This window comes from Nocardioides sp. TRM66260-LWL (genome assembly GCF_020075545.1).
GTDB lineage: Bacteria > Actinomycetota > Actinomycetes > Propionibacteriales > Nocardioidaceae > Nocardioides.
Genome location: NZ_JAIQZK010000004.1, coordinates 1 through 26,342 on the forward strand (window position 1 = coordinate 1; position 26,342 = coordinate 26,342).

Annotated in this window: 30 protein-coding genes and 1 tRNA gene; 12 read left to right on the forward strand and 19 right to left on the reverse strand. The window is 74.1% G+C overall.

The genetic code is table 11. The features are described from left to right. Positions 1 to 118: 118 nt before the first annotated feature. From K8Z61_RS10980 to K8Z61_RS11020, 9 genes are all read right to left on the reverse strand, one after another. A complete protein-coding gene (locus K8Z61_RS10980; protein WP_224129427.1) occupies positions 119 to 439 on the reverse strand; it encodes a hypothetical protein in 321 nt (106 codons plus the stop codon). A 352-nt stretch (positions 440 to 791) separates the two neighbouring features. Next, entirely contained in the window at positions 792 to 1,145 is a 354-nt protein-coding gene (locus K8Z61_RS10985; RefSeq protein WP_224129429.1) for a hypothetical protein, read from the reverse strand. Beyond that, a complete protein-coding gene (locus tag K8Z61_RS10990) occupies positions 1,142 to 1,462 on the reverse strand; it encodes a hypothetical protein (protein ID WP_224129431.1) in 321 nt (106 codons plus the stop codon). The genes K8Z61_RS10985 and K8Z61_RS10990 overlap by 4 nt, the downstream gene beginning before the upstream one ends. Positions 1,463 to 1,612: 150 nt before the next feature. Beyond that, positions 1,613 to 1,930, reverse strand: coding sequence for a hypothetical protein (locus K8Z61_RS10995; RefSeq protein WP_224129432.1), 318 nt, complete (start codon positions 1,928 to 1,930; stop codon positions 1,613 to 1,615). Then, positions 1,927 to 2,133 (reverse strand): hypothetical protein, encoded by a 207-nt coding sequence (locus K8Z61_RS11000; RefSeq protein ID WP_224129434.1) that lies wholly within the window; start codon positions 2,131 to 2,133, stop codon positions 1,927 to 1,929. The genes K8Z61_RS10995 and K8Z61_RS11000 overlap by 4 nt, the downstream gene beginning before the upstream one ends. Positions 2,134 to 2,225: 92 nt before the next feature. After that, a complete protein-coding gene (locus tag K8Z61_RS11005; protein ID WP_224129436.1) occupies positions 2,226 to 2,963 on the reverse strand; it encodes a hypothetical protein in 738 nt (245 codons plus the stop codon). Then, on the reverse strand, positions 2,960 to 3,742 hold the full coding sequence (locus K8Z61_RS11010; protein ID WP_224129438.1) for a BRO family protein: 783 nt from the start codon (positions 3,740 to 3,742) through the stop codon (positions 2,960 to 2,962). Before K8Z61_RS11010 ends, K8Z61_RS11005 begins: the two co-directional genes overlap by 4 nt. Continuing rightward, a complete protein-coding gene (locus tag K8Z61_RS11015) occupies positions 3,739 to 3,945 on the reverse strand; it encodes a helix-turn-helix domain-containing protein (RefSeq protein ID WP_224129440.1) in 207 nt (68 codons plus the stop codon). The genes K8Z61_RS11010 and K8Z61_RS11015 overlap by 4 nt, the downstream gene beginning before the upstream one ends. Further along, entirely contained in the window at positions 3,945 to 4,226 is a 282-nt protein-coding gene (locus K8Z61_RS11020) for a hypothetical protein (protein ID WP_224129441.1), read from the reverse strand. The genes K8Z61_RS11015 and K8Z61_RS11020 overlap by 1 nt, the downstream gene beginning before the upstream one ends. 186 nt (positions 4,227 to 4,412) lie before the next feature. Between K8Z61_RS11020 and K8Z61_RS11025 the strand changes: the two genes are divergently transcribed. The 7 genes from K8Z61_RS11025 (at position 4,413) to K8Z61_RS11055 (ending at position 8,606) form a co-directional block, all read left to right on the forward strand. Beyond that, complete coding sequence (locus K8Z61_RS11025) at positions 4,413 to 4,937, forward strand: hypothetical protein (RefSeq protein WP_224129443.1); 525 nt, start codon at positions 4,413 to 4,415, stop codon at positions 4,935 to 4,937. Between the two features lie 279 nt (positions 4,938 to 5,216). Beyond that, a complete protein-coding gene (locus tag K8Z61_RS11030; protein ID WP_224129445.1) occupies positions 5,217 to 6,011 on the forward strand; it encodes a RelA/SpoT domain-containing protein in 795 nt (264 codons plus the stop codon). An 18-nt stretch (positions 6,012 to 6,029) separates the two neighbouring features. Continuing rightward, complete coding sequence (locus K8Z61_RS11035) at positions 6,030 to 6,287, forward strand: hypothetical protein (protein ID WP_224129447.1); 258 nt, start codon at positions 6,030 to 6,032, stop codon at positions 6,285 to 6,287. A gap of 101 nt (positions 6,288 to 6,388) precedes the next feature. Continuing rightward, entirely contained in the window at positions 6,389 to 6,832 is a 444-nt protein-coding gene (locus K8Z61_RS11040; RefSeq protein WP_224129449.1) for an ImmA/IrrE family metallo-endopeptidase, read from the forward strand. A gap of 51 nt (positions 6,833 to 6,883) precedes the next feature. Beyond that, positions 6,884 to 7,975, forward strand: a complete 1,092-nt coding sequence (locus K8Z61_RS11045) for a site-specific integrase (protein WP_224129451.1) — start codon at positions 6,884 to 6,886, stop codon at positions 7,973 to 7,975. After that, the gene (locus K8Z61_RS11050) at positions 7,975 to 8,424 is read left to right on the forward strand and encodes an HNH endonuclease signature motif containing protein (RefSeq protein WP_224129453.1); all 450 of its coding nucleotides are present in this window, start codon (positions 7,975 to 7,977) and stop codon (positions 8,422 to 8,424) included. The genes K8Z61_RS11045 and K8Z61_RS11050 overlap by 1 nt, the downstream gene beginning before the upstream one ends. A gap of 108 nt (positions 8,425 to 8,532) precedes the next feature. After that, a tRNA-Ile gene (locus tag K8Z61_RS11055) sits at positions 8,533 to 8,606 on the forward strand. A gap of 12 nt (positions 8,607 to 8,618) precedes the next feature. Here the strand turns inward: K8Z61_RS11055 and K8Z61_RS11060 are convergent. Continuing rightward, the gene (locus tag K8Z61_RS11060; RefSeq protein WP_224129455.1) at positions 8,619 to 9,413 is read right to left on the reverse strand and encodes a TSUP family transporter; all 795 of its coding nucleotides are present in this window, start codon (positions 9,411 to 9,413) and stop codon (positions 8,619 to 8,621) included. 78 nt (positions 9,414 to 9,491) lie between these two features. On the opposite strand from K8Z61_RS11060, the gene K8Z61_RS11065 reads away from it, so the two are divergent. Further along, a complete protein-coding gene (locus tag K8Z61_RS11065; protein WP_224129457.1) occupies positions 9,492 to 9,899 on the forward strand; it encodes a hypothetical protein in 408 nt (135 codons plus the stop codon). 34 nt (positions 9,900 to 9,933) lie between these two features. Here the strand turns inward: K8Z61_RS11065 and K8Z61_RS19305 are convergent, their stop codons facing one another. The 7 genes from K8Z61_RS19305 to K8Z61_RS11100 all read right to left on the reverse strand — a co-directional run bounded on the left by K8Z61_RS19305 (position 9,934) and on the right by K8Z61_RS11100 (position 18,596). Further along, a complete protein-coding gene (locus K8Z61_RS19305; protein WP_224129459.1) occupies positions 9,934 to 10,806 on the reverse strand; it encodes an ATP-binding protein in 873 nt (290 codons plus the stop codon). A gap of 53 nt (positions 10,807 to 10,859) precedes the next feature. Beyond that, entirely contained in the window at positions 10,860 to 11,810 is a 951-nt protein-coding gene (locus K8Z61_RS11075; RefSeq protein ID WP_224129461.1) for an ADP-ribosylglycohydrolase family protein, read from the reverse strand. Beyond that, positions 11,807 to 13,486 carry a nuclease-related domain-containing DEAD/DEAH box helicase gene (locus K8Z61_RS11080; protein ID WP_224129463.1) on the reverse strand — a complete coding sequence of 560 codons (1,680 nt, stop codon included), beginning with the start codon at positions 13,484 to 13,486 and terminating at the stop codon, positions 11,807 to 11,809. The genes K8Z61_RS11075 and K8Z61_RS11080 overlap by 4 nt, the downstream gene beginning before the upstream one ends. A gap of 187 nt (positions 13,487 to 13,673) precedes the next feature. Next, positions 13,674 to 14,981, reverse strand: a complete 1,308-nt coding sequence (locus K8Z61_RS11085) for an HNH endonuclease signature motif containing protein (protein WP_224129465.1) — start codon at positions 14,979 to 14,981, stop codon at positions 13,674 to 13,676. A 356-nt stretch (positions 14,982 to 15,337) separates the two neighbouring features. After that, entirely contained in the window at positions 15,338 to 16,543 is a 1,206-nt protein-coding gene (chrA, locus tag K8Z61_RS11090; RefSeq protein ID WP_224129467.1) for a chromate efflux transporter, read from the reverse strand. Further along, the gene (locus K8Z61_RS11095; protein WP_224129469.1) at positions 16,540 to 17,760 is read right to left on the reverse strand and encodes an MFS transporter; all 1,221 of its coding nucleotides are present in this window, start codon (positions 17,758 to 17,760) and stop codon (positions 16,540 to 16,542) included. Before K8Z61_RS11095 ends, chrA begins: the two co-directional genes overlap by 4 nt. Next, positions 17,757 to 18,596, reverse strand: coding sequence for a PIG-L deacetylase family protein (locus tag K8Z61_RS11100; RefSeq protein ID WP_224129471.1), 840 nt, complete (start codon positions 18,594 to 18,596; stop codon positions 17,757 to 17,759). Before K8Z61_RS11100 ends, K8Z61_RS11095 begins: the two co-directional genes overlap by 4 nt. A 165-nt stretch (positions 18,597 to 18,761) precedes the next feature. Here K8Z61_RS11100 and K8Z61_RS11105 point away from each other — a divergent pair, with 165 nt between their 5' ends. The 3 genes from K8Z61_RS11105 to K8Z61_RS11115 are packed head-to-tail and all read left to right on the forward strand — an operon-like array spanning position 18,762 to position 22,800. Continuing rightward, positions 18,762 to 19,901 carry a flippase-like domain-containing protein gene (locus K8Z61_RS11105; protein ID WP_224129473.1) on the forward strand — a complete coding sequence of 380 codons (1,140 nt, stop codon included), beginning with the start codon at positions 18,762 to 18,764 and terminating at the stop codon, positions 19,899 to 19,901. Beyond that, positions 19,898 to 20,998: a glycosyltransferase family 4 protein gene (locus tag K8Z61_RS11110; protein WP_224129475.1), complete on the forward strand. Its 1,101-nt coding sequence runs from the start codon at positions 19,898 to 19,900 to the stop codon at positions 20,996 to 20,998. Before K8Z61_RS11105 ends, K8Z61_RS11110 begins: the two co-directional genes overlap by 4 nt. A gap of 2 nt (positions 20,999 to 21,000) precedes the next feature. Continuing rightward, positions 21,001 to 22,800 (forward strand): phosphatidylglycerol lysyltransferase domain-containing protein, encoded by a 1,800-nt coding sequence (locus K8Z61_RS11115; protein ID WP_224129476.1) that lies wholly within the window; start codon positions 21,001 to 21,003, stop codon positions 22,798 to 22,800. 58 nt (positions 22,801 to 22,858) lie between these two features. On the opposite strand, the gene K8Z61_RS11120 is transcribed toward K8Z61_RS11115, so the two are convergent. Together K8Z61_RS11120 and K8Z61_RS11125 are read right to left on the reverse strand one after the other, a co-directional pair. Beyond that, positions 22,859 to 24,190: a cell wall metabolism sensor histidine kinase WalK gene (locus K8Z61_RS11120; RefSeq protein WP_224129478.1), complete on the reverse strand. Its 1,332-nt coding sequence runs from the start codon at positions 24,188 to 24,190 to the stop codon at positions 22,859 to 22,861. Beyond that, on the reverse strand, positions 24,187 to 24,861 hold the full coding sequence (locus K8Z61_RS11125; protein ID WP_224129480.1) for a response regulator transcription factor: 675 nt from the start codon (positions 24,859 to 24,861) through the stop codon (positions 24,187 to 24,189). The genes K8Z61_RS11120 and K8Z61_RS11125 overlap by 4 nt, the downstream gene beginning before the upstream one ends. Before the next feature lie 101 nt (positions 24,862 to 24,962). On the opposite strand from K8Z61_RS11125, the gene K8Z61_RS11130 reads away from it, so the two are divergent. Continuing rightward, positions 24,963 to 26,258 (forward strand): hypothetical protein, encoded by a 1,296-nt coding sequence (locus K8Z61_RS11130; RefSeq protein WP_224129482.1) that lies wholly within the window; start codon positions 24,963 to 24,965, stop codon positions 26,256 to 26,258. Positions 26,259 to 26,342: the final 84 nt, after the last annotated feature.

Genomic DNA, 26,342 nt, shown 5'->3' on the forward strand with positions numbered 1-26,342 from the left:
TCCACACCGGACTCGCGCACCCGGCCGTCCCCAACTTTCCAGGACAGGAATCTCTGCCACATGCTTGACGCGAGACAGGGCGAGCTGGGGTGTGCGTGTGCGGGGTCGATGTGGATGGTCATCGGGTCCCTCCGGTCTGGTGGTCGGTGTTGGGGGTGCAGGTGTGGAGCTGGCGCCACGGCATGTCGCGGGCTTCGTCTTCGGCGTCGGCCTGGGAGCAGCCGCGCTGCCACTGGAGGTGCTCGACGAGCGCGGGGAAGCGCCAGGCGCGGCGGCCGAGGACGGGGTAGGCGTTGGGGACGCTGGTGGTGTGGCCGTTGAGGTCGCCGGGGTTGAAGGGCCGGTTGGCGGGGGTGAACGGGGAGCCGAGGAACTCGACGGGGGCGCCGCAGTTGATGCAGCGCGGTGTGGTGGTGCGGCGGCGGGTCACTGGCAGCACCCCCGCTGTGTGGGGGTGGTGAAGCAGAGCCCCGGGGAGCAGGCGAGCGTGGCCCGCCGGACGGAAGGGGTGCGGCGGCGCGGGGCGGTGGTGCGCGCGCGGGCTGCCTTCGGCGGAGAAGAAGTCGCCGTTGACTCCCCGGGGTGGCTGGGGGCCGTCCCCGGGCGCGGGTCAGGCCGCGGCCCGGGGACGGTGGTGACGCTGCCCGACCCCCATCGGGTCAGCGTCAGGGTGTCCCGGGCCTGCCGCGCGAGAGGGCGCGGGGTCGACGGGAACACGATCGTGAGGGCGCGCGCGAGGGCGTGGGTGGCGGTGCGGCCGGCGATGCGGGTCAGCGGGGTGAAGGGCTCGGTCATGCGGGCTCGCCCTCCCCGGTGTGGGGGTGCTGCTGGTCGTCGGTGACGAGCCGCAGCCCGGGCGCCTCAGCGGGCCCGCCGGCGGCGGCGGGGGTGTCGTGGCCGGGGTAGCCGTGGACGTCGGGTGCGGTCTGCACCTCGGCGAGGAGCTGCTCGAGCACGGCGAAGTCTGCGCGTGCGGTCGCGGCGGCGACGCGGATCTCGGAGGCGGCCCAGAGCCAGCTGGGGCCAACGTCGTGGAGCCGTCCGGTGCGGACCATCGCCTCGACGATCGCGGCGAGGTCGGCTGCCTCCTGCGAGGTGAGGGACAGGATCACCAGGTCCTGGCCGACGGGGGCGGTGTACTTCACGGCGCCACGTCCTCGGTGTAGGGCCTGTTGCGCCCGCCGTATGCCTCGGCCTTGCAGGGCATGAGCCAGCCGATGTGCTGGCCGTCCTGATCGATGACGGCGGCGCTGTCTGCGTCCGTGCAGCGGAGTCGCCAGCCAAGGGCGGCGAGCGCGGCGAGGTAATGGGCGCCGAACAGGGTCTCCGAGCTGGGGAGTTCGTTCGTCGCAGCACCCATCTGCGTGGCGCGGGACCCGTTGAACTCGTAGTCGAAGAAGACCATGCGGTCGGCGTGCCGATCGGACAGGTCGGCTCGGATCGCAAGGACGCGATCGGTCACCAGCTCCTCGATGGGGGCCGCCGGCGAACCGCACAGCCCAGAGCGGCAGAGGCTCTTCGTGCTCAGGGAGGCCAACCTGCTGGCAGAACTGGCAGTTGCACTCGTGGGGCTCGGCCGGCGGAAGCACGGCGTCCCAGTCCAGGCGGGCGCTCACGGCTTCACGTCCTCGTCCAGGCCGGAGGTCAGGTACTCGTGCGAGAGGTCGAGCAGAAGCTCAGTGCTCCGCAGGGTTCGCGAGGCGGTGAGCACGCAGTACCCGGCGACGACGACACGGTGCCGGCGCGGGTAGTGGCGGCGGCGGAACGCTTCGGTGGCAGCGTCAAGCCGATCGCCGATCGCAAGGACGGCGTCGACGTCCTCCCGGGTGGGTCGCGGGTTCGCGGCGAGCGCGGCCGTCGCGGCCCGGCGCTGCGCGTACAGGTCGACGAGCCCGCGGGCGTCAGCCTCGACGAGGATCGGGAGGCTCACGCGGCACCGCCGGTGGTGTCGTCGGCGTGGAGGAGGGCACGGAGGCGCTGGTTCTCGACGGCGAGGTGGTCGGCGTGCTCGGCGGTGTGGCGAAGCGCGGCAGCCATGTCGACGAGGACGATGACGGCGGCGACGCTGCCGGTGAAGACGATGATCCAGCGGCAGGCGTGGAGCACGTCGGCGAGTGCGGTGAGGTACTGCATGGGGGTGGCTACCCTTCTTCTCGAAGTGGGGAGACCCGGTCTGTTCTTGGCGGAGCGGCCGGGTCTTCTGCTGTCCCGGGACAGGGCGGTGGTCAGGCGGTGGCGGTGAGGTCGCGTTCCCAGGGGGTCTGGTAGCCGCCGGCGCGGTCGATGCGGTCCTGGCGGGCGCGGGCCTGTGCGCGGAGCCGGTCGTCGGCGGCGCGGTCGGCGGCCTTCTGCTCGAGCGCGTCGCGGGTGTCGGGTGCGAGCGCGACGAGGCGGGCGGCGGCGATGGAGGCGTTGAGGGCCTGGTCGAGTCGCCACCGGGCTAGGAGGTCGGTGGAGTCGGCGCGGTCGGTCGGTGGCCGGTGGAGCAGCGCGGGGCCGTGGGTGACGGACAGGAGACGCCGCAGCTGGGTGAGGGCGTCGTGGTGGGTCTGCGCGGCCGTGGAGCCCTGGCCGGCGGTCGCGGTGCTGCACGCGGCGAGCCAGGCGTGGGCCTGGGCGAAGTCCCTGAGGTCGAGGTGGCCGAACGCGGTGGCCTCGGCGTCCCGGCCGGCCGGGGCGGCGACCGCCGGCGAGGCGGGCAGGGCGGTCAGGCAGGCCCGGCAGAACCGGCGGGGCAGCCGGGCGACCGGAGCGTGGCCGGCGTGTACCACGGTCAGCCGCCGGTACGGGCGGCCGCACACCGGCCGGGCGCCGGCCGCGACGTAGCGGCCCGAGCTCGTGACGGGCGCGCCCGGGGCGACGACGTGCACGACACCCGTCGACGCGCGGCGAGCGAGGAGCCCGCCGGCCGCGAGGTGCGCGACCACGCGCAGCGCCGGGGAGTACGACGACGGGGCGCTCACGCTGCGCCGCCGTCGATGACGGTGAGGGCCTGCTCCGAGAGGCGGTCGCGGAGGCGCTCCAGGCCTCGTGCGGTGACGCGTACCTGGGGGTCGGCCTGCTTGCGCTCGCCGGTGCGCTCGTCGTAGTAGCCGGCGGTGACGCGCTCGACGAGAAGGCCGGCGTTGACGGCGGTCTGCATGGCCTGCCAGCGCTGCGCGCGGCGGAAGATCCAGCCGTTGTCGTTCATCCAGTCGAAGAGCTTGCGGGGGCCGGTGGCGATGCCGTCGCGGGCGAGGATCTTCGCGGCGTCGGACACGGTGAAGTCGCCGTCGGCGGCGGCGAGCCCGTTCCAGGCGGCGGCTGGGGCCTCGAGCGCGCGGGCCGCCGCTTGGGCGGCGTCGATGCGTTCCTGCAGTCCACGGATGACCTGGGCGGTCATCTCCTCGAACGAGATCGCGGCCGGGGCGTTGTAGGTGCCGGTCTTCCGGATCGCGGGGAGGACGTCGTGGGTGACCCAGCGCTTGAAGGCCTTCGCCTCGGGGACGCGGCTGCGGATGATCGCCGAGTAGAGGCCGGCTTCGCTGATGACGGTGACGGTCTGCTCGCCGCCAGGGGTACGCACAATGTGCGGACCCTTCTCGTCGTCGTCGAGCATCCGGGTCAGGTCGGAGGCCATGCGGAAGCCGAGGATCCGGGCGACGTCGCCGGCGACGAACCAGGGCTCGCCGTCGATGACGACGACGTGGACCTCGTGGTCCTCGTACCGGAACAGGTCCAGTGCCCCTCCCCCGGCGCTCACGACACCCTCCGGGCAGCGGTGGTCTGGTGGTTGCAGGACTCCCCCATGACCCACGCGTCGAGGCACAGGATGTGGAAGCGCCAGTGCCCACCGGGTCGCCGCTGCGTCCCGTGGAGCTCGCCGGCCTCTGCGGCCTTGCGGACGGTCTGCGGGTGCCGGCTGGTGTACCCGGCGGCCTGAACGGTCGTGTGCCAGATCTGCATCAGGCCACCCGCCTCTGACGAACGCCCAGCGAGCCGGTAGTCACTTCCGGCACGAAGAGGGAGCCCGGAGGGGCGTTCAGGGCCCTTTCGATAGCAGTGGCCGTCTTGGGCGAGCACGTCGTCCGCTCGCCGGACCGCAGGTGGCCAATGATCTGGCGCCCAACGCCCGGCCCGGTCTTTGCCGCCAGAGAGCGATTGGTCTCTCCGCGGAACTCCATGTACTGCCGGAGCGCCTGCGCGCTGATGAGTCGCACCCAGAGCCTCCCTGAGTCGTAGGTCATCTCGTCCTCCTGACCGTAGCCGGATTGGCTAGTGCCTGTCTAGGCACTAGCCAATGTAGCCAGCGGCGGCTACAGGCGCAAGACGAATCTGGCCGCCAAATGCCGCTTACGCCGCTGTAGTTTGTAGCCACCTTGGCTACACGCTTCATTGCTCGGTAGTCATCCCCACCACGAGAGTCCGTAGCCGTGACTGAGTTGTCCGACCTCCTGCGAGCGAACCTGCCGAAGGGCTGGAGCGCGCGTCAGGTTGCCCGCGAGGCCAGGAAGCGTGGCCACAAGCTCAGCGACGCGGCCGCTACCTCGTACATCGGCGGCCGACATGGCACGCCCTCAGATCAAATGCTTGAGGCCCTAGCCGACACACTCAGGATCCCCCTGGCACGGCTGAGATCGGCCGCAGGCCTGGTCGCCCAGGTAGGCGACCCCTGGGTTCCGCCGGAGAGCTCGCGTTACCTGCGCGGAGACCAACGAGCGGCCTTGGAGCGATTGATCGCGACGATGGTGATCCGAGAGGAGGAGGGCCGAGGCGAGCAGGCCGAAGCGAGCTCAGCCGACGACCAGCAGCAGACGTCACGGCCGGCGCTGGCGGTGGCAGATGGCGGCGCAGACGAGGGCGAGGCAGCCGCCGCTGCCGCTCAGGCCGCCGAGTCCGCAGCTGCGCAGCGGAGGGAGATCGCGGAGATGAAGGAGCGGCAGAAGCGTGGCGAGTAGCGGCCCGCGGAGCGTGGCCTGTGGACGCGCGCGCGTTGCTGCTGCAGCAGCATCTACCTCTTCCTCTACCTCTGTGAGCGTTACTTCGCTGCTACCAACGCGTTGGCAACGGCGTTACATCGGTTCGTTTCACGCTCAGCAGGGCTCTTGGGTGCCGTTTCCACAGGCCTGTGGAGAACGCGAGGGCTTGCGATGTTGGCGGCAACAACATCGCGAGAGGTCGCTTTCGCGCCTGTCTAGACCGGGGATCGAACAGTCCAGTTATCCACAGGAACGCGCTTGTCGCAGGGCGCCAAGCTCAAGCAGAAGTTCCACTCCAGGTCGATGACTCCCGAGATGCCCAGCGGCAACCAGATCGACAAGGCAGGCAAGTACCTGCGCGACATCCGGACGGGCCGAATCCCCTCGAGCGAGGTCGACCCCGAGAAGCGCGAGCGGTCCGTTGAGATCGTGACGACGTTCCGAGAGGCGCACGCGGCCCCGATGAACTCGATCCGGATGGGGCTCGAGTCGATGAATCGAAGCCTGCAGCTAGGGGCGGCGATCTCTCAGCGCCACAAGCGGGTTCCGCGGATCGTGCGCAAGCTGACTCGCATGAACGGCACTGGCCTGAGCCGACTCGAGGACATCGGGGGATGCCGCGTGGTCGTAGCTGACATCGCTCAGATGCAGCTGCTGGGAGATCGAATCCGGAAGCGGTGGGCTGCGGACTTCGTTCGACCGCCGCGTGACTACGTGGCCGGCCCTAAGTCGATGGGGTACCGGGCGCACCACTACGTGGTGCGGCGTCACGGGCGAGCGATCGAGGTTCAGGTCAGGACGCAGGGCCAGCAGCGGTGGGCTGACGCGGTTGAGCAGATGGATGCGCGGTGGCTCGAGCTCGGCGCGTTTCTGTCGACGGAGACGATCCAGCTCAAGGACGAGATCGGGCCGACTGCTCTGAGGCGCTACTTCGAACTCGCGGCCGAGATCATCTGGCTCGGCGAGGCCGGTCTCCCAATCCCACCCATGCTGCACACCAACTTCATCCGCGCAAGGACCGAGGTGATCAACGCTGGCTACTACTCAGCCTGACGCGCGTATGCTCTCGTCATGCCCCTGACGATCCACTATCTGCTGGTCTACAGCTACAGCGAGCAGATGCTGATCCGTGAGGTCGCGTTCACCGATGCTGGCGCCGCGACCGTCGCCTATCGCGAGGCCGAGGAAGAGTTCAGGGGCAGGTCAGACCACTTCGAGGTCGTTCTTCTCGGCGCTGACAGCCGCGAGACCATCATGAAGACCCACGGTCACTACTTCGCGTCAACCGGCACCCGCGACGCTTTCGAGGATCTACTCCCCTCCCTCTGAGCCGTCCTCCGCTCTCACGCGGCCAGGCATCACCTCGTACCGATGTCGCTGACCTAGACCAGCGAGCGTCGCTGTCGGTGCTCGCGCCTACCGTTCCCGGGGTGTACCACCCCTGGCGCGCGTTGCGGCATCTCGGCGAGGCCGTGACGATGGCCATCGAGCCGACCGTCGGCAACAAGCCGGCGTGGTACTCCCCCGCGCACGAGCACGTGTCGATCCGGCCTGGCCTGCTCCAGGTCGAGCGCCGCTGCGCGCTCGCGCACGAGCTGGCCCACCGCGACCTCGAGCACACCGGCCAGTGCCGCTACCCCGATGCGACGCGGCAGACGGCGCGGCAGGAGAAGGCAGCCGATCACCTCGCGGCCCGGCGGCTGATCCTGCTGCCTGACCTGATCGACGCCCTTTGCTGGTCGGATGAGCCCGCCGAGGTGGCCGACTGCCTGTGGGTGACGGAGCGGTTCCTGCAGGCCAGGATCGACAACCTGTACGGCGGGGAGGTCGCGATCGTGCGGCAAGCGTTGACCGCGAAGCTCGGCGGCGCGTGACCCATCTCCCGGCGCGTAGAGCGTGGGACCATCGAACGAAGGAGGCCAGGCATGGCGTGGACGGAGCGATTGCCCAGCGGGAAGCATCGCGGCGTCTACCGCGACGCCCAGGGCCGCCGACGTAGCGCCGGGACGTTCGGCCACAAGGCCGAGGCGCTCCGCAAGGCGAGCGCGGCCGAGGAGGACGCGCGGCGACGCACGCGTCGCGACCCGGACGCCTGGAAGCAGCCGTGGGGCGAGTGGGCGAAGACGTGGTGGGCCGCGCGCGACGTCGCGCCTACGACGGCGAAGGCCGACGAGGTCCGGCGCCGTCTCCACCTCGAGCCGCGGTGGGAGAACGTCCCGATCGGGGAGATCACCCGGCACGACGTGAAGGACTGGATCGCGGACCTGCGCACCGAGGGCCGCTCCCCCGAGCTCGTGCGCCGCATCGTGCATCTGTTCTCGGCGTCGATGGTCGCCGCGATGGACGCCGAGATCATCGAGGCGAACCCTGCGGCCCGGCTGAAGCTCGCCGGCGGCGCGAAGGCCCAGGAGCGCTACCTCGAGCGCGAGGAGTACGAAGCCATCCGCGAGCAGCTCCCGACGACCGGGGACCAGCTGCTGGCCGACCTGCTCGTCTACACCGGGATGCGCTGGGGCGAGCTCGCGGGGCTGCACTGGTCTCGGGTGAACCTGCTGAAGAAGCAGCTGCGGGTAGCCGAGACGTTCGACGAGGTCGACGGCCGCATCAAGGCCTACCCGAAGGGCAAGCGGATCCGGGAGGTCCCGCTAACCGACGCCCTGGTCGAGGCGCTCGGCGAGGCCGGCGGCCGCGGCGGTTGCGGGGTCGAGCACGTCGCCGGCGTGTGCAGGAGCAGCCTGGTGCTGACCACCGAGACCGGCCGTCCGGTGCGGAACTCGAACTGGTCGGTGGTGTGGCGCAACTCGGTCGAGCGCGCGGGCGTGGGGCACGTCCGCATCCACGATCTGCGGCACACCTACGCGTCATGGCTGCTGCAGCGCGGGGTCGCGCTCGCTGAGGTCGGGCGGCTGCTGGGCCATGTCTCGACCCAGACGACCGCGAGGTACGCGCACCTGGCCGAGACGCCATGGGACGACATCAGGAGCGCACTGGAGCAGCCGACGCGGAGGGTGGAGTGATGGAGGATCGCTACTGGCGGATGAGCAACGCCAACCCCGAGCGCCGGCGCGAGATCCTCGAGGCGAGGATTCCGGAGGATCAGTCTGGCTGCTGGGAGTGGCCGGGTCGTAAGACCGCGGGCGGGTACGGGGTGATGCGGGCTGGGGTCAGTGGGTCGCACGCGCGGCTCTACGTGCACCGTGCCGCCTACGAACTCTGGGTGGGCCCGATCCCTGAAGGCTTGGTGATCGACCACCTCTGTCGCAACACGCTGTGCTTCAAGCCTCAGCACCTCGAGCCCGTGACGCCAGCGGAAAACACCCGTCGCGGCGAGGCTCCGTCAACCGCGCAGGCGCGCGCCAAGGTCTGCGCCAAGGGACATGAGTACGAGCCTGGGGCCCGGTGCCGGGCCTGCTACAACGCTTGGCAGCGCGAGCGCAGGGCAGCGAAGAAGCAGGCGGTGTCCTGAATGTACGCTCGCGTGGCCGAGACGCCGAGGGACGACATCAGGGCCGCGTTGAGCGTTGCCCCACGATTGCCCCACGACGACGAGGCTCAGGCCTGATTTCACGCCTGAGGGGCGGTAGCTCAGTCGGTCAGAGCAGAGGACTCATAATCCTTGGGTCGTGGGTTCGAGCCCCACCCGCCCTACCCAGTGGTGGCTCACCGGGCGGCCAGCCCGAGGTAGGTCGCGCCGAGGGCGACCGCGAGGACGCCCAGCAGCAGCGTCAGCGCCCGGGTCGGGACGTGCGGCTGCAGGCGGGCCCCCAGGTAGCCGCCGAGCAGGCCGCCCAGTCCGCAGGCGAGTCCGACCGGCCAGTCGGGGGCGATCGAGCCGCTCACCTGGGTCGCGAGCACCGCGTAGGTGGCGGCGCCGACCAGCGAGGTGACGAAGGTCGAGGCCAGCGCCGCCGGCGCGACCACGGCGACCGACAGCCCGCTGCCGACGAGGATCGGCGCGAGCAGCGACCCGCCGCCGATGCCGTACACCCCGCCCACCACGCCGACGACGGCCGCGAGCGCGACCGTCGTCAGGGCGCCCAGCGGCGGCCGTCCGACCGGAGCGGCCAGGACGCGACGGACGAGCCACAGCCCGATCGCCAGCAGCACCGCCCCCACGACCACGCGGAACGGTCGCGGCCCCGGCAGGAGGTGCACGCGGACGATCGAGCCCAGCACCACTCCGGGCGCCGTGCCCCGGAGCAGCAGCCGGGTCAGCCGGCGGGTCTCCTCCGCGACGCCTCCCGACGTCGGACGGCGGCGGTAGCGCCACAGCCCGCCCGGCGCCGCCACCACGTTGAACAGCAGGTTCGTCGGCGTGACCGCCGGGTTGGGGACGTGCAGCACCGCCAGCTGCACCGGCAGCAGGAACACCGCGCCGGAGACGCCGACCGGCGTCGTCACGACCGCGATGCCGAAGCCGGCGAGGAGTCCCAGGACGAGGTCAGCGGGCGGCACGCAGCGACCTCACCACGTCCACGGGTCTCCTCGGAGCCGCGTCCAGCGTCGCGCGCCCGATCGTGATGGGATCTCCCCATGACGAACCCGGCCTTCTCGGAGCCCTCCGCCACCCCGCCCCTGGCGACCCTGCGCCTGCACATGCAGGGCAGCCGCCTCTTCCAGACCCTGACCCCCTCGGTCTACGTCAACGGCGCGATGCAGCGCGTGGCCTTCGGCCCGAACGACATCGTGATCTACGCGGGTCCGACGCACGTGCACTGTGAGGCCCAGTGGATGCGTACGTACGGACAGGCGGACCTGACCTTCGAGGCGACGCCGGGCTCGCTGACCGAGGTCTGGTACGCCCCGCCGGTCAGCCAGTTCTCCCGCGGCAACATCGGCCACGAGCCACAGCGGACCGGCGGCGTCGGCGTGCTGGTGGGGGCGTTCGTCGGCACGCTGCTGCTGATCGCGCTGGTGGTCGTGCTCGTCTCGCTGGGCTGAGCCTGCGGCCCCTGCTCCGCTGCTCGGCGCCGGCTCAGGCGAGGTCGAACTCGAACCAGCTGGTGCAGCGCAGGTCGTCGCGGCCGCTGCGGTCGGCGAGGGCCTCGACGATCTGCAGTCCCCGGCCGGACGTCTCGACGTCCTCCGGCGCGCGGAGCCGCACCGACCCGGCCGAGCCGCGGTCGACGACCCGCACGGCCAGCACCCCGTCGGAGCAGCGCACCTCGATCCGGCAGCCGGCATGGGTGTGGACGATGGCGTTCGCGCAGAGCTCGCCCAGGCAGAGCACCGCGTCGTCGAGCAGGTCGTCGGCGACGTCGTGCTCGGCGAGCCGGCTGCGCAGGAACCTGCGCGCGCGGGCGACGTCGGACGGCTCGTCGCCCATGTCGAAGACCGCGGCCCCGGGCTCGTCGGCGCCCACGAGCGCCGGCCGCCGATGCGCGGCCCGCAGGGCGTCCAGCCGCTCCCCGATGCCGGCGCCCAGGGCGTCGAGCATCGCGACGTCGAGGTCGGCCGGCGGCGCGGGCACGTAGACGATGAAGCCGCCGAGCACGCGTCCCTCCACCGTCAGCGGCGCGGCGCCGACCCCGTGGACGCCCGCCTCGCGCTGTCCCGCGACGAAGTCGGGGAACGCCGACTCGAGCGCGTCGAGGCTGCCGACGGTCGTGCGGCCCTCGCGCGCCGCCACCGCCAGGGGCACGTCGGCGGCGGCGTCGATGGCGCACCAGTCGAGCGACCCCTCCGCGTCGGCGCCGCGCTCGAGGCGGTCGTCGGAGGTGAACAGGAGCCGCCGGCCGCCGCCCTCTGTGAGCGCCAGGCCGACCCGCGAGACACCGTCGAGCCCGGCGAGCAGGGCGAAGACCTCGGTCGCGAAGGCGTCGAGCGCCGTCGGGTCCGCCTCGCTCACGTCGCCATCGTAGGCACCGGTCCAGACCGCGCGAGCGGATCGCTCGGGGCGTCTCAGCCGGCGACCGCCCGGACGGCCAGGTCCGCGAGGTCCTCCCCCGTCAGCCCGGGGTGCCCGTGCACGAGGGCACGCCAGCTGCTCGGCAGCGCCTCGGCCCCGTGCACGGCCCCGAGGAGCCCGCCGGCGATCGCGGCGACGGTGTCGGTGTCGTCGCCGATGGCGATCGCCGCCGCCAGCGCCTCGGCCGGCGAGGTCGTCGCGTGGATCGCCGACCAGGCGGCCTGGAGCGCCGTCACCACCCAGCCGTTGGGCCGGAAGCGCGCCGGCGGGCCCTGCTCGGCCTCGTCGAGCCGCGCCGCCCAGAACGCCCGGGCGTCGGCGGCGAGCGCGTCGAGCCCGATCCGGACAACCTGCTCGCCGGTCAGCACGGCGTGCCGGATCGCGAGGGTCCACAGGACGCAGGCGTCGCCGGCCTGCGGATCGTGGTGGGTCAGCAGGCTCACCCGGCGGGCCGCCAGCGCCGCGGCCCCGGGGTCGTCCAGGTGCGCGAGGGCGACGGGAGCCGTGCGCATGAGGGAGCCGTTGCCGCCGCTGCGGCCCGTGCGCTCGTGCACCGCCCGGGCCGAGGCGACGGCGGCCGCAGCGGTGGGCGCGCCGGCCGGCACCGCGCCGAGGACGGCGCGGGTCTGGATGCCGATGTCGGGCGGTCCGCTCGCGGCCCAGGCCACGAACCGCGCCGTCACGGCGTCGAGGGCCGCCTCGTCGCGCAGGTCGGCGCCGGTGGCGGCGACGTCGAGGACGGCCCAGGCCATCGTCGTGTCGTCGGTCCACTCCCCCGGGGCGAAGCCGCCGAGGCCGCCGCCGATCATCTCCGGGCCCTCCGGGCCCAGCGGCGCCGAGCCGAACTCGTAGCCGGCGCCGAGGGCGTCGCCCACCGCGGTGCCGAGGACGACGCCGCGCACGCGGTCGAGCCGTGCGGCGTCGAGGACGAACGGGACTCTCATCGGGACTCCTCCGCGCTCAGCCCGAGGCGGCGCGCGACCTCCGGGCCGCCGGCAGCGGCGACGATGGCGGGCTCGCCGACCACGACGAGGACGTCGGTGGCGCGCGACATGCCCACGTAGAGCCGCTCGCGGGCGCGGTCGCGCGGCTCCGGCTCGTTGAGGCACAGCACGACGCAGGCGCGCTCGAGGCCCTTCGAGCCGAGCACGTGGCCGTAGAACACGTCCTCGCCCTCCCAGAAGGAGCGCCAGTAGCCGACCTTGCCGTGCCGCTCGACCTGGGCCGTCTGCTCCGGGTGCCGGTGGCCGGTGGTCAGCAGCGCCACCCGGCCCGGCTCCCAGCCCTCCTCGAGCAGCTGCTCGACGGCGTCGTCCGCGGCCTCGAGCACGGCGTCCGGGCCGGGACCCGCCGCCACGAACCGGACGGCGGGCCCCTCGCCGCCACGCGCCTGCATCCGCGACGGGGCGAGCGGGCCGAACGCGTCGTGGATCTGGCGGGTGTTGCGCAGGTTGTGGTCGAGCACGAGCGGCACGAGCTGCACCGGCGGGCGTCCGAACCGGGCGAACAGCCGCTGGTTCTCGTCGGCGAAGACGAACAGGCCGCCGTCGCGCTCGTCGCGCAGGGCGCCGAGCAGCGGGGCCCACCAGGACTCCGCGAAGTCCTGGGCCTCGTCGACCACGACAGCGTCGAAGCGGCGGCCGTCGGGGAGGTGGGCCGCCTGCTCGGCCATCAGCGCCGGCAGGCGCGACTCCCAGAAGTCGCTGTCGTCGTCGCGCGCCATCTCCAGCCCCCAGAGCCGCCCGAGCTCCTCGTAGGTGCCGACGAACGCAGGGCGGTGCCGGCGCGGCCAGCCGGCGACGACCCGCTTGAGGTACTCGGCGAGCCCGACCGAGTAGCACAGCAGCGCGACCCGCTCGGCCGGTCGTCCGCCGCCGCCGCGGCTGAGGTCCTTGGCCTTCTGCAGCGCGAGCACGGTCTTGCCCGAGCCGGCGCCGCCGCGGATCTCGACCCTCCGGAGCAGCCGGGTGACCTGGAGGACGGCCGCCTGCTCCTGGGTGAGCCGGTCGGCCTCGTCGGCCCGCGCCTCCGCGTCGGCGTTGGGGTCGAAGGCCGTGTGCGCGCGGCCGGCGAGGATCTCCGCGACGAGCTCGACGTCGTCGAGGGTCGGGATGCGACAGCCGTGCGCGAGTCCCCAGGCGTTCTGCGGGAGGCGCTCCCCGAGCAGGGCGAGCTCCTCGAGGTCGTGCAGGGCCCACCGGGGCAGCTCGGGCACCGCGAACTCGTGACCGAACCGGCTCGCCGGGGCGACCACGCCGTGCGACCACGCCACCCGTCCCCGGCTGCCCCAGCGGGGGTCCTGCTCGACGTAGCGCCGCAGCGCGTGCTTGGCGTCGCGCGCCTGGTCGACCGGCCAGCACCGCTCGGGGCCGCGGGCCCGGCTGATCCACCAGCCCTCGTCGTCGTGCCACAGCGACCCGCCCTTCACCTCGAGGACGAGGACCCCTGCGTCCGGGATCAGCGCGACCAGGTCGGCCTCGTGGTCCTTCTGCTCGTCGGTGAGCCGCAGGTTCGGCAGCACGAGCGAGCCGCCGGGCAGGCTCTCGCACGCCCGCCGCCACACGCGCTCCTCGGAGGCGGTGACGAACGTGGGGCTCTCGGGGATGCTGCGCGCCGGCATGGCGGCATCCTGACGCGCGCCGCCGACAGTCGCCAGGACTCCCGGGCGCACCGGCAGCCCGATCACCGGGTGGTGTCGGGCTGTGGGCCGTGCGTGCGGTGGGCGAGCTGGCCTGTCGGTGGTCGAGCTGGCCTGTCGGTGGTCGAGCTTGTCGAGACCGGGGTTTCGACAAGCTCAACCACCGGGGTCAAGCTCGACCACCGGGGTCAGGCTCGACCACCACCAGGGTGGTGCCGTGGCGGTCGCGCCTGAATCGGACGCCGTTCGGTGATCGCCACAGGTAGACACCGGGTTGGTCGGGTCCTGCTGGCTTGTAGCGCCAGCCGTCGTGGGTCTTGTGGCGGTGGTGCTTCCTGCACAGCGGCGCCAGGTTGGACGACGCGGTCGGCCCGCCAGACTCGTACGACTGCACGTGGTCGGCGTCGCAGGCCCTGGCCGGGCGGGTGCAGTAGGGAAACACGCAGGTGTGATCGCGGAGGATGATCTGCTCGCGGATCAGGTCCGGCACCTCGTAGGCGTCGCTGTACCGCTCGGCTGCCAGGTCGAGGATCGGCCGGACGGTCACGGTAGTGCCGGCGGTCTGGCACCACGCCTTGATCACATCGACACCCAGCGGCGACCGGGACGCCTCACTGCGAGCGACGTCGCCCAGCGCGCCGGTGACGGCGTCGACCGAGAGGTGCACGTAGAGCGTGAGGTGTCGTGAGCGGGTCTTCGTGGTGTTCTCGATCGGAGCGGTGTCGAGCGGAAGAGCCTGCTCGCCACGGGCGAGCATCCCCGCGGCCTTGGCGCGCCGGACGCTCAGCGTGTCCTCCGAGCCGGCCTTCTTCAGCTGCTCGGCGAGGGCTGCGATGGCACGTTCGAGGTCAGCGGCGTCGGGCTGGTCGAGGATCGCGGACACATCGACCGTCCCGTCGAAGCCGGTCTGGCCGAGCCACACGTCGAATCGTCGGTGCTCCGCCTCCCGGGCCTTTCGCAGGATCGCGTCCTCGGGGTTCGTGTGCTCCTGTGCCAGCCGGCAGATGTTGCTGATCTGGGTCCGCGACACCTGGTGGGCGTAGGCGGCGATCCGCGCGTCCACCAGGTCAGCGGCTTCAGCGGAGAGGGGGATGGTGTCCTCGGTGATCCGGCGGACCTGCCACACCGCCAGCTCGCCGCGCAGCAGCCGCGACCACACCCGAGGCAGCCGTACGCACGCCTCGAGCGCGTGGCCCACGTAGAAGGAGCCCGCCTGCTGCGTCATGCCCAACGCGGTGATGAACTCGGTGACCGCGTGCTCCTGCACCTCCGGCGCCCCGGGGCCTGCCAGCGGAAGCATCATCCCGGTGTCGATCACATACCCAGCTACGTCACCGGACCCGGCCACGTGAGCGATCGCCCAGTCCGCGGCGGCGATGAAGACCTCGCGCTCGGACTGCTCAGCGGCAGCCCGCGCAGCCATGGCCGCGCGCAGGGCGTCGCTGTCACGCAGCAGGCGAGGGGTCCGAGAGGGCATAGCCTGATTCTATGCGAACACGCGTTCGAAGAGAAGTGGATATCCCCAGATCAGAGGAGGTTTTCGAAGCAGCGACCACAGCCAACTGAGAGAGACGAACGGTGAAGCCGGCGACGGCGAACGGGGAACACCCGAGGTACCGAGACGGCGAGCGACCACCGAGTGCCATCACCGCGTCAGGGACCACCGCCGACCAGTGAGCCGACCGCGAGCACGGCGATCGGGTGCGGGGGTCTCGACAAGCTCGACCACCGACATGCGCTCAACCACCGGGGCCGCGCTCGACCACCGAAGCGCGCTCGACCACCGACATGCACTCGACCACCGGGGCCGCGCTCGACCACCGCGACTCCCCGTCAGAGCAGCACCGCGCCGACGAGGGCCGCGCCGACGACCACCCCCCACGGCGGGCAGCGGAGGCGCTCGAGCACCAGGTAGGCGGCGAGCGCGAGCAGGGCCGCACGCCACGAGGTGACGCCCTCGGAGAGCACGGGGTCGTAGAGCGCGGCGGCGAGCAGCCCGACGACGGCGGCGTTGACGCCCATCAGCGCGCTGCGCGCGGGCGCCGACGTGCGCAGCCGCTGCCAGAAGGGCAGGGCGCCGAGCACGAGCAGGGCGGCGGGCAGGAAGATCGCGAGCGTCGCGACCACCCCGCCCAGCACCCCGTCCCGCAGCGAGCCGAGGAAGGCGGCGAAGGTGAACAGCGGACCCGGCACCGCCTGGGTGGCGCCGTACCCGGCGAGGAAGTCGGCGCGGTCGACCAGACCGGGGTCCACCAGGTCGGACTGGAGCAGCGGCAGCACGACGTGGCCGCCGCCGAAGACCAGGGCGCCGGCGCGGTAGAAGATCGCCGCGAGCTCGGCGAGACCGCCGAACGCCGTGCCGACCAGCGGCAGCACGACCAGCAGCGCCGCGAAGAGGCCGAGGCAGCCGACCGCCAGCCGGCGCGGCACCTCGACCAGCGGCGCGAGGTCCGTCTCCGTGCCCGAGGGGACGAGCGGGCGCAGCAGCACGAGGCCGAGCAGCCCTGCACCGACGATGAGCAGCACCTGCGTCGCCGCTCCCGGCAGCAGCACGGCCAGCAGCAGGGTGACGACGCCGATCGCCGCGCGCCGCGCGTCCGGCGTGAGGGAGCGCGCCATCCCGAGGACCGCCTGCACGACGACGGCGACGGCGGCGGCCTTCAGCCCGTCGATCCAACCGGCGCCGGCGAGATCGCCGGACCGTGCGACGACCAGTGCGAACGCTCCCAGGGCGAGCGCCGAGGGGAGGGTGAAGCCGACCCAGGCGGCGAGCATCCCGAGCAGGCCCGCGCGCTGCAGCCCCAGAGCCATGCCGACCTGGCTCGAGGCCGGGCCCGGCAGCAGCTGGCACAGGGCGACGACGTCGGCGTAGGCCTGCTCGCCGAGCCAGCGCCGCCGCACGACGAGCGCGTCGCGGAAGTAGCCGAGGTGCGCGACGGGGCCGCCGAACGACGTCAGCCCGAGCCGCAGGAACACCGCGAGCACCTCGCGGGCGCTGCCCCGCCCGGTGTGCGCGTCCGGACCGCCCTCCGGGCTCACCGGACCCTCCGCAGGACGCCCACCAGCGCGATGCCGCCGAGCAGGTTCGCGACCAGGACGACGCCCACCGCCAGGCCGATGGACCGGTCGTAGGCCGCTCCGATCAGGGCACCGCCGGCCAGCAGCGACGCGCCGCGCACGAAGGCCAGCCAGCCGAAGCCGACGGCGCGGGAGGCGCCGGGCACGAGCTCGGTGACGACGGCCTTGGCGGTGGAGTCGAGGACGCCGTTGACGACGCCCCACACCGCGATGCCGAGCAGCACCGGCCACACGGCGTGCGCGAACGCCAGGGCGGATCCGGCCGCCGCCACCGGCACGGCCAGCAGCGTCCAGGGGCCGCGCGCGTCGTAGACGCGGCCGACGAGCAGCCCCGCGGCGCCGTCGACCGCCATCGCGACGGCGAACAGCAGCGGCACCTGCGGGGCGGTCAGCACGCCGGTCGTCTCGGCGTGGAAGGCCAGCAGCGGGAACGACACGACGCCCAGCGAGAGGACGCCCAGCGCGGCGGCGTAGGCCCAGAAGAGGCGGGGCAGCGCGGCCGGCGGGGCGGGCGCCGGGGCCGTCCCCGCGCTCGCGCCGCTCGCCGCGCTCGTCGGCTCCTCCTCGTAGGAGCGCGGGTCGGGCACCCGGCCGCGCAGCCACAGCAGCAGCACCAGGACGACGACGCCCGGCACCGCGAGCACGCCGAAGGCGAGGCGGTAGTCGCCGTCGCGCCAGCCCAGGACCGCGGCGAGCAGGAGCGGGCCGAGCACCGCGCCCGTCTGGTCGAGGGCCTGGTGGACGCCGAACGCGCTGCCCCGACCGGTGCGCGCCGAGGCGTACGACAGCAGCGTGTCCTTCGCCGGCGATCGCACGGCCTTGCCGAGCCGCTCGGTGCCGTAGAGCAGGAGGGCCGGCACCAGCGCCCCGGTCGCCCCGACCAGCGGCACGCTGAGCACCGTGAGCGCGTAGCCCAGGATCGTCCACGTCCAGTAGCGCTGCGTGCGGCGCACCGCGTAGCCCGAGACGACGCGCAGGCCGTAGCCGATCAGCTCGCCGACGCCGGCGACCAGGCCGACGACGAACGCCGAGGCGCCGAGCGTGGCGAGGTACGGGCCGATGATGCTGCGGGCGCCCTCGTACACCATGTCGGCCAGCAGGCTCACCACGCCGAAGGCGACCACGAACCGCCACGGCGTCAGGGCGGGACGCGGGGGCGCGGGCGCGGACGCGGTCACGGCGCGAGTGTGTCAGGCCGCTCGGGCCGCGCGGGTCTGTCCGGCCGCTCGGGCCGTGCGGCCGCGGCCATGACGTCGTCGAGCGGACGTCCGCCCGCCACGGCGCCGACCTCGCGGAACCACTCCCGTCCGAGCACGGCCCGGGCCAGCGGCCCGGGGAGGCGACGCAGCACCGTCACCGTCCGCAGCCCGCGGCCGCCGGTCTGCTGGCTGCCGTGGGCCGCCAGCGCCTCGATCTTTGCCGGCACGAACGCGCGCACGTCGACCCGGTGCGTCAGCTCCTCGCGGGCGAGGTAGGAGACCGCGAGCCGCTCGAGGTCCATCTCGGGCGCGCCCGGCAGCCGGTGCAGCAGCCGCGCCGCCCGCAGGAGCAGGGCCCGGTCGACGCTCGCCTCGAGCAGCCGCAGCCGCTGCCCGTCGGCCGCGGCGAGTCGGGCGGCCGCGCGCGCGACCCGGTGCACGTGCACGTGGTCGGGATGCCCGTAGCCCCCCGACGGATCGTAGCCGGTGAGCACGCCGGCGGACTCCTCCGCGAGCACGGCGTGCAGCTGGGCGGCCGGACCGTCGACGCCGGCCGCGGCGAACCCGCCGTCGACGTGGCCCAGCGGCACGACCCGCGCGACGCCGAGCCGCGCGGCGGCCTCCTCCAGCTCGGCCAGCCGTCGACGTCCGAGCTCGGCGCCGCTGCCCCAGGAGGGGTCGGCCAGCCCGGCCGCGCCGTCGGTCGCGGTCACCAGCACCGTCCGGTGGCCCTCGGCCGCCGCCCGCGCGAGCGTGCCGCCGGTCAGGAGCGACTCGTCGTCGGGATGCGCGTGGAAGGAGACGAGGGTGGCCACCGGCCCAGGATGTCGCACGCGGGACGCGCGCACGGCGAGGAGTGGTCCAGTCCACCCGTGCAGGGAGGCCCGCAACACCCGATAGTCAGGTGGCAGACAGATTGACGACCCGACACTGAGGTCGAAGTCCCGGGCACCAGCGTCGGCGCCCGGAGGAAGGCACGGATGAGCGCGGCACCCACTCGGGCGCGTGGCGCCGCCTCCCTGGCGGTCTCCGCTGCGGCCCTCGCCCTGGGGGTCGGGCTGCTCGCCCTGCTGCCCCTGCTGCTCGGCACGACCTGGCGCGAGATCTCCCGGATCATCGGCGCGGTGCACCCCGGGGTGCTGCTCGGCCTGGTGCTCCTGTGGGCGGTCGGCCTGCTGATCCACCTGCCGGTGCTGTGCAAGGCGCTGCCCGGCCTCAGCGCCCGCCAGGCCCTCGGGCTCAACCTCGCCGGCTCCGCGGTGACGAACGTGATGCCCGCCGGCGGCGCGGCCGGTGCCGGGCTCGGCTTCGCGATGGCGCGCAGCTGGGGCTTCACGGCCGAGGCCTACGCGGCGTTCGCCCTGGTCAGCAATCTGTGGAACGCGCTCGCGCGGCTGCTCGTCGGCGTCGGCATCCTCGGCACGGCGGCGCTGCTGGGCGTCGACCTCCCCGGCGGCACCGCCGGGGTGGCGCTCACCGCGCTCGGCCTGGTCGTCGTGCTCGGCGGCGCCTCGGCGCTCGCCCTGCGATCCGAGCCCGCCGCCGCGGCGGCCGCCGACCGCTGCGAGCGGCTGTGGCACCGCCTGCGCTCGTTCGGCCCGCGCGGACGTCGTCCGGCCCCGCCCGTCGGCGGGCTGCGGGCGCGGGTGCTGGCCAGCCGGCGCGACCTGATCGTCAGCGTCGCCGACGGCTGGGCGACGATGACCGTCGCCGTCGTCGCCTACGTGCTCTGCCAGGGCCTGCTGCTGGTCGCCTGCCTGGCCGCCGTCGGCGCCGACGCGTCCCGCACCGCCATCTGCATCGCCTTCGCCCTCGAGCGGCTGCTGACCCTCGTGCCCCTGACGCCCGGCTCCGCCGGCCTGGTCGAGCTCGGCGGCGTCGCCGCCCTCCACCTGCTCGGCGTCGACGCCGCGGACGCCGCCGCCGGCGTCCTGCTCTACCGGACGCTCACCTACGCGGCCGAGATCCCGATCGGCGGCGCCGTCGCGCTGGCCTGGCTGCACGGCCGCCGACGCCGGCCGCAGCCCCCGGCGCCCGAGCCCGTGGGCCGTCCCGCCGAGGCGGACGGGGCCGCCACGGCCGGGGCCGCCACGACGTCGCCGACGGAGGTCGCCGCATGAGGATCGTCCACGTCACTGACACCTACCTGCCGCGGGTCGGCGGCATCGAGCTGCACGTGGCCGATCTCGCGGCCCGCCAGTCCGCCGACGGGGCCGACGTCACGGTCGTCACCGCCCGGACGCCCGGCACGGACGCGCGGCCGCACCGCTCGCCCGAGGGCGTCCGGATCGTGCCCGTGCCCAGCGTGCCGGGCGCGCTCGGCGTCGACCGCCGGCTGCGGCGCGTGCTCGCCGACCTCGACGCCGACGTCGTCCACGGTCACCTCAGCGTCGCCTCGCCGTTCGCGTGGGCGGGGCTGCGGCAGGCGCGGCGGCCGCGGGTCGCGACCCTCCACTCCATGCTCCCGGCGCACGCCGGGCTGGTGCGGGCCGGCCTGCGGGTCGCGGTGCCGGCCGGGGAGGTGGCGTTCACCGCCGTCAGCCGGGTCGCCGCCGACCGCCTCGCCGCCGCGCTGCCCGAGGGCGTCGAGGTGGGGGTGCTGCACAACGGGATCGACGCCGATCGCTGGCGGCTGACGCACCGGCCCACCGGACGCTTCGAGATCCTCGTCGTCGGACGCCTCGCCGCTCGCAAGCGCACGCTCGTCGTGGTCGGCGCGCTCGCCCGGCTGCGCGACCTCGCGCCCGACCTCGACTGGCACGCCACGATCGTCGGCGACGGTCCGCAGCGCGCCCGGGTCGTCGACGCCGTGCGCCGCCACCGGCTCGAGCGCCACGTCCACCTGCCCGGCGCGCTCTCGCGCGAGCAGATCCGCGACCACCTGGCCCGGGCCGACGCGTTCGTCGCCGCGGCCACGCTGGAGTCGTTCGGCATCGCCGCGCTCGAGGCGCGCTGCGCCGGGGTGCCGGTCGTCGCGATGGCCGCCGGCGGGGTCACCGAGTTCGTCCGCGACGGCGTCGAGGGGCTGCTGGCTCGCGACGACGCCCATCTGGCGCCTACGCTGCTGAGGCTGGCCCAGGATCCCGCGCTGGCCGCACGGATCCGCCGCCACAACGCCGAGGTCGCCACCGGCATGGAGTGGACCTCGGTGCTCCGCGAGCACCGCGAGCTCTACGCCCGCGTGCGCGCCGACCACCTCTCGGGAGCCCTGCAGTGACGATGACCGACCCGCGCCCGAGCCGCTCGACGGCTCGCCCCGCCGAGGCCGCCCCGCCGAGCGCGTGCAGCGCGCACGAGCTCACCGGCTGGCGCCGCTACCTGACCACGCCGCTGGCGATCTCCCGGATCGTCCTGCTGCTCGGCCTCATCACCCTCGGCAGCGCGGCCTCGCCCACGCTGCACGACCGGCTGCGCGCCCTGGCCCACCTGGTGCCGGGCGCCGTGCCGGCGGCGGCCACCACCGCCGACCTCGCCGTGGCGACCGTGCTGATCGTCGTCTCGCGGGCGGTGCGCCGCGGCAAGCGTCGGGCGTGGGCGCTGTGCGTCGTGCTGGTCTCGCTCTCGATGGTCTTCGACCTCGCCAAGGGCCTCGACGTGGAGGAGGCGGCGTTCGCCGCGTTCCTGCTCGCGCTGCTGGTGCTCGGGCGTCGGCACTTCACCGCGCGGCCCGATCCCCGCTCGACCGGCCGCGTGCTCACCGTCCTGCTGGCCGGGCCGGTCGTCGCCACCCTGCTCGGCACCCTCTGGCTGAGCGTCGACCGCTACGGCCAGGCCCCGGGCACCACGCTCGGCGAGCGCTTCCGCGAGGCGGGCCACGGCCTGCTCGGCCTCCCCGGCCCGATCCGCTGGACCTCCGAGCGCGCCGACGACGCGTCCGCGATCGCGCTGGCGGTGCTCGGCCTCGCGGTGCTGCTGGTGCTGCTGCTGGCCCTGATGATGCCGGCCGACGGCCCGCACCCGCTCACCGACGAGGAGGACGCGCAGGTGCGCGGCCTGCTCGCCCGGCACGGCGCGCGCGACTCCCTGGGCTACTTCGCCACCCGCCGCGACCGCTGCCTGCTGGCCCTCCCGACCGGACGCGCGGCCGTCAGCTACCGGGTGCTCGGCACGGTCTCCCTGGCGGCCGGCGACCCGCTCGGCGAGCCCGACTGCTGGCCCGACGCGATCGCCGCGTGGCTGGAGGAGTGCGAGTCCTACGGCTGGTCGCCCGCGGTGCTCGGCGCCGGCGAGGCCGCCGCCGAGGCGTACCGGCGGGCCGGGCTCGACGCCCTGGAGATCGGCGACGAGGCCGTCCTCGACACCGCCGGCTTCAGCCTCGAGGGACGCGCGATGCGCGGCGTCCGGCAGGCCGTCACCCGCTGCCAGCGGGCGGGGCTGAGCGCCACCTGCGCGCGCGTCCGCGATCTCGACGACGCCCAGCGCCGGGAGATCCTCGACTCCGCCGAGGCCTGGCGCGAGGGCGCCGAGCGCGGCTTCTCGATGGCGCTCGACCGCGTCGCCGACCTCGGCGACCCCGAGGCCGTCGTGGTGTGCGCCCGCGACGCCGACGGGGTGCTGCACGGCGTGCTCGGCCTGGTGCCGTGGGGCCCCGACGGCCTCTCGCTCGACCTCATGCGCCGCCGCCGCGACTCCGCCAACGGCATCGTCGAGCTGCTCGTCGCCACCCTCGCGCTCGAGGCGGGTGCCCTCGGCGTGCGCCGGGTCTCGCTCAACTTCGCCGTGTTCCGCGGCGTGTTCGCCCGGGGCGACCGGGTCGGCGCCGGGCCGGTGCTGCGGCTGTGGTGCGCGGTGCTGCGGTGGGCCTCGCGCTACTGGCAGATCGAGTCGCTCTACCGCTCCAACGCCAAGTACCACCCGGAGTGGAGCCCGCGGTTCCTGTGCTTCCGGCGGGCCACCGACCTGCCGCGCATCCTCACCGCCGCGCTGCGCGCCGAGGGCTTCCTGGTGCTGCCCTCGCCGAGCCTGCGGCTCCCGGGCGCGCGACGTCCCGTCACCGAGGGGACGTCGGTCGACGCCTGACGCCCCGGCTCTGGAGCAGCGGAGCGGCGGAGCGGCGGAGCGGCGGAGCGGCGGAGGGTCAGTCGGCCGCGCCGGGCGCGTCGACGACGAACCGCGCCCCGCCGAGCGTCGCGTCCTCGATCCGCACCGAGCCGCCGGCGAGGGTGACGACGTCGCGCACGATCGCCAGCCCGAGCCCCGCGCCGCCGGCGTCGCGGGCCCGCGCCTCGTCCAGCCGCACGAACCGCTCGAAGACCGCCTCCCGCTCGGCCGGCGGGATGCCCGGCCCGTCGTCCTCGACGACGAGCACCGCGCGGCCGCCGGCCTCGCCCAGGCTCACCAGGACGCGCTCGCGCGCGTGCCGCGCGGCGTTGCCGAGCAGGTTCGCCACCACCTGCGTCCACAGGACGGGGTCGCCGTGCACCCGCGCGGCGCCGACGCCGTGCCGGTCGATGACGAGGCCGCCGTCGCGCACGCGCAGCCGCTCGACCTCGCCGTGGACGAGGTCGTCGAGGTCCAGCACCTGGGTGGTCGCCACCGCGCCGTCGTCGAGCCGCGCGAGGGTGAGCAGGGCGACGACGAGATCCTCCATCCGCTGCTCCTCCGCCGCGACCTCGCGGGCGAGCTCGACGGCGCTCGTCGACTCCGGGTGCCGCTGCGCCACCTCCACCAGCTGCCGGACGACGGCCAGCGGCGAGCGCAGCTCGTGCGAGGCGTCGGCGACGAACTGCCGCTGCCGGCGCTGGGCGGCGTCGATGCGGTCGAGCATCCCGTTGAGCGTGGCCGCGAGCAGCGGGATCTCGTCGTCGCCGGGCGGCACCGCCAGCCGGCGGTGCAGGTGCTCGGCGGTGATCGCCGCGGCCTCGCGGCGCATCACCTCCACGGGGCGCAGCGCGCGTCCGACCGCCACCCACACGACCGCGCCGACGAGCAGCACCGCCAGCGGGACGCCGGCGGCGACGAGCCCGTAGGCGACCCGCATCGAGCGGTCGAGGTCCTCCTCGGAGGTGCCGACGACGACCAGGTGGCCCGACGCCGCGCGCTGCGCGACGACGGCGAACCGGTCGTCGAGCACGGGCACCGCGATCCCGGCGGCGTCGCCGGGCGTCCGGACGATCGGGGTGGTCAGCTCGGGATGGTCGGTGGCCAGGATGCGGCCGGCCCGGCCGAGCACCTGCAGCACGACGTCGTCGCGGCCCGACGCCACCGCCGCCTCGGGCGTGCTGCCGGCGGCCAGGCGCGCCGCGACCGACGCGGCCTGCTGGCGCGCGCCCTCGAGCAGCGAGCCCTGGAGGCTCTGGTGCAGGGCGCCCAGGAAGAGCACGGCGCCGGCCAGCGCCGCCAGCAGCGTGACGCCGACCGCCGCGAGCGTCACCTGCACGCGCAGCCGGTGACGCAGCCCGCCGCTCATCCGTCGGCCCGGAGCCGGTAGCCGGTGCCGCGGACGGTCTCGATCGAGGCGCGGCCGAACGGCCGGTCGACCTTGCGCCGCAGCCGCCCCACGTACACCTCGACGACGTTCGGGTCGCCGTCGAAGTCGAAGCCCCAGACCGCCTGCAGCACCTGCTGCTTGCCGACGACCACGCCCTGGTTGCGCAGGAGCACCTCCAGCAGCGCGAACTCGCGGCTGGTCGTCTCGATCACCGCCTCGCCCCGCCGCACCTCGCGGGTGGCCGGGTCGAGCGCGAGGTCGCCGCAGGTCAGCACGGTCGGCCGCTCGGCGACCTGCCGGCGCGCCAGCGAGCGCAGCCGGGCGAGCAGCACGTCGAAGGCGAACGGCTTGGTGACGTAGTCGTCGGCCCCGACGTCGAGGCCCGCGATCATGTCGGGTCGGGCGTCGCGGGCGGTGAGCATGAGCACCGGCGTCCAGTCCTCGCGGGCGCGCAGCCGGCGGCACACCTCGAGGCCGTCCAGCCCCGGCAGCATGACGTCGAGGACGATCACGTCGTAGCGGTGCTCCTCGGCGTGCCAGAGGGCCTCGGGACCGTCGACCGCGACGTCGACGGCGTGGCCCTCCGCCTCCAGACCGCGGCGCAGGGCGGTCGCCAGCCGCGCCTCGTCCTCCACCAGCAGCACCCGCATGTGCCGACCCTCCCCCATCGGACGGTGCGGCGTCCCGGTACCCGGCGATCGCGCCCGGATCTGTCAGTCCGCTGTCAGGCGCGGCGTCCAGGGTCCTCACCATGAGCACGACCACCACGACTCCCCCGGCCCGTCCCGACGCGCGGGCCCTGCTGAACAAGGTCCCCGAGGTCACGCTGTGGTTCTGGGTGATCAAGATCCTGTGCACCACCGTCGGCGAGTCGTTCGCCGACTACGTCAACGAGACCCTCGGCTTCGGCCTGACCAACACGACGATCCTCTTCACGGTCGTGTTCGTGGTCGTGCTCGGCGCCCAGCTGCGCGCCCCGCGGTACGTGCCGGGCCTGTACTGGCTGACGGTCGTGGTCGTGAGCGTCACCGGCACGCTCTACACCGACATCCTCACCGACCAGCTCGCCGTGCCGCTGTGGATCTCCAGCGCGGTGTTCTCCGCCCTGCTCGCCGTCGTCTTCGGCATCTGGTACGCCCGCGAGCGGACGCTCTCGATCCACTCGATCGTCACCCTGCCCCGTGAGGCCTTCTACTGGCTCGCGGTGCTCGTCACCTTCGCGCTCGGCACCGCCACCGGCGACTGGACGCTCACCCTCACCGGGTGGGGCGCCGGCACCTCGATCCTGCTGCCCGCCACCCTGATCGCGATCACGGTCGTCGGCTGGCGGATGGGCGGCAACGCGGTCCTGTGCTTCTGGGTCGCCTACATCCTCACCCGCCCCCTTGGCGCCAACATCGGCGACTTCCTCGCCTCGCCCCGTGACCCCCAGGACCTCACCGCCGGTCTCGGCCTGGGCACGCTGGGCACCAGCCTGGTCTTCCTCGGCGCCATCCTCGCCACGGTGGTCTACCTGACCGTCTCGAAGGTCGACGTGATCGGCTCCGGCAGCACCGCGACGCCCGCCGTCACGGACGCGCACCGCCGTCTCGGCCGCGAGCGCGCCGTGCTCGCCCTGTTCGGCGTCGTCGCCGTCGGCACCGCCGGGCTGCTCACCTACACCGACAGCCAGCCCCACGCCTCCGCGCTCGACGACGCCCCGGCGCCGTCCTGCTCGGCCGGGAACGCCCCGACCGACGACGCCGCCGCGCACCAGCTGCTCGTGCAGAGGTTCCCCGCCGCCGACGTCACCACCTTCGCCACGCTGACGAAGGACATCCGCACCGCCGTCGACGCGGGCGACGCCCGGGCCGCCGGCACCGCCGCCACCGCCCTGGAGAGCGCCTGGGACAAGCGCGCCGACGCCCTCACCGCCACCGACTGCCAGGCCTGGACCTACGTCGACCAGCGGATCGACCCCGTCCTGTCGTCCGTGCGCGCGCACCGGCCCGAGCAGGCCACCGAGGACGCCGCCCTCACCCGGCTCGCCCGCACCCTGGGCGGCTGACCCGCACCACCCCGATCCGGCCCGGCCGGACGACCACCCCTAGGGCGTCGTCCGGCCGGGCCTCTGCTGTCTACCGTCGGCGCC

Excerpts from the sequence above, each read along its gene's own strand:
- K8Z61_RS11000 (WP_224129434.1), bottom strand. The coding sequence starts at position 2,133 with ATGCAGTACCTCACCGCACTCGCCGACGTGCTCCACGCCTGCCGCTGG.
- K8Z61_RS11015 (WP_224129440.1), bottom strand. The coding sequence starts at position 3,945 with ATGCAGATCTGGCACACGACCGTTCAGGCCGCCGGGTACACCAGCCGG.
- K8Z61_RS11020 (WP_224129441.1), bottom strand. The coding sequence starts at position 4,226 with ATGACCTACGACTCAGGGAGGCTCTGGGTGCGACTCATCAGCGCGCAG.
- K8Z61_RS11035 (WP_224129447.1), top strand. The coding sequence starts at position 6,030 with ATGCCCCTGACGATCCACTATCTGCTGGTCTACAGCTACAGCGAGCAG.
- K8Z61_RS11045 (WP_224129451.1), top strand. The coding sequence starts at position 6,884 with ATGGCGTGGACGGAGCGATTGCCCAGCGGGAAGCATCGCGGCGTCTAC.
- K8Z61_RS11050 (WP_224129453.1), top strand. The coding sequence starts at position 7,975 with ATGGAGGATCGCTACTGGCGGATGAGCAACGCCAACCCCGAGCGCCGG.
- K8Z61_RS11065 (WP_224129457.1), top strand. The coding sequence starts at position 9,492 with ATGACGAACCCGGCCTTCTCGGAGCCCTCCGCCACCCCGCCCCTGGCG.
- K8Z61_RS11075 (WP_224129461.1), bottom strand. The coding sequence starts at position 11,810 with ATGAGAGTCCCGTTCGTCCTCGACGCCGCACGGCTCGACCGCGTGCGC.
- K8Z61_RS11080 (WP_224129463.1), bottom strand. The coding sequence starts at position 13,486 with ATGCCGGCGCGCAGCATCCCCGAGAGCCCCACGTTCGTCACCGCCTCC.
- K8Z61_RS11085 (WP_224129465.1), bottom strand. The coding sequence starts at position 14,981 with ATGCCCTCTCGGACCCCTCGCCTGCTGCGTGACAGCGACGCCCTGCGC.
- K8Z61_RS11105 (WP_224129473.1), top strand. The coding sequence starts at position 18,762 with ATGAGCGCGGCACCCACTCGGGCGCGTGGCGCCGCCTCCCTGGCGGTC.
- K8Z61_RS11110 (WP_224129475.1), top strand. The coding sequence starts at position 19,898 with ATGAGGATCGTCCACGTCACTGACACCTACCTGCCGCGGGTCGGCGGC.
- K8Z61_RS11115 (WP_224129476.1), top strand. The coding sequence starts at position 21,001 with ATGACCGACCCGCGCCCGAGCCGCTCGACGGCTCGCCCCGCCGAGGCC.
- K8Z61_RS11120 (WP_224129478.1), bottom strand. The coding sequence starts at position 24,190 with ATGAGCGGCGGGCTGCGTCACCGGCTGCGCGTGCAGGTGACGCTCGCG.
- K8Z61_RS11125 (WP_224129480.1), bottom strand. The coding sequence starts at position 24,861 with ATGCGGGTGCTGCTGGTGGAGGACGAGGCGCGGCTGGCGACCGCCCTG.
- K8Z61_RS11130 (WP_224129482.1), top strand. The coding sequence starts at position 24,963 with ATGAGCACGACCACCACGACTCCCCCGGCCCGTCCCGACGCGCGGGCC.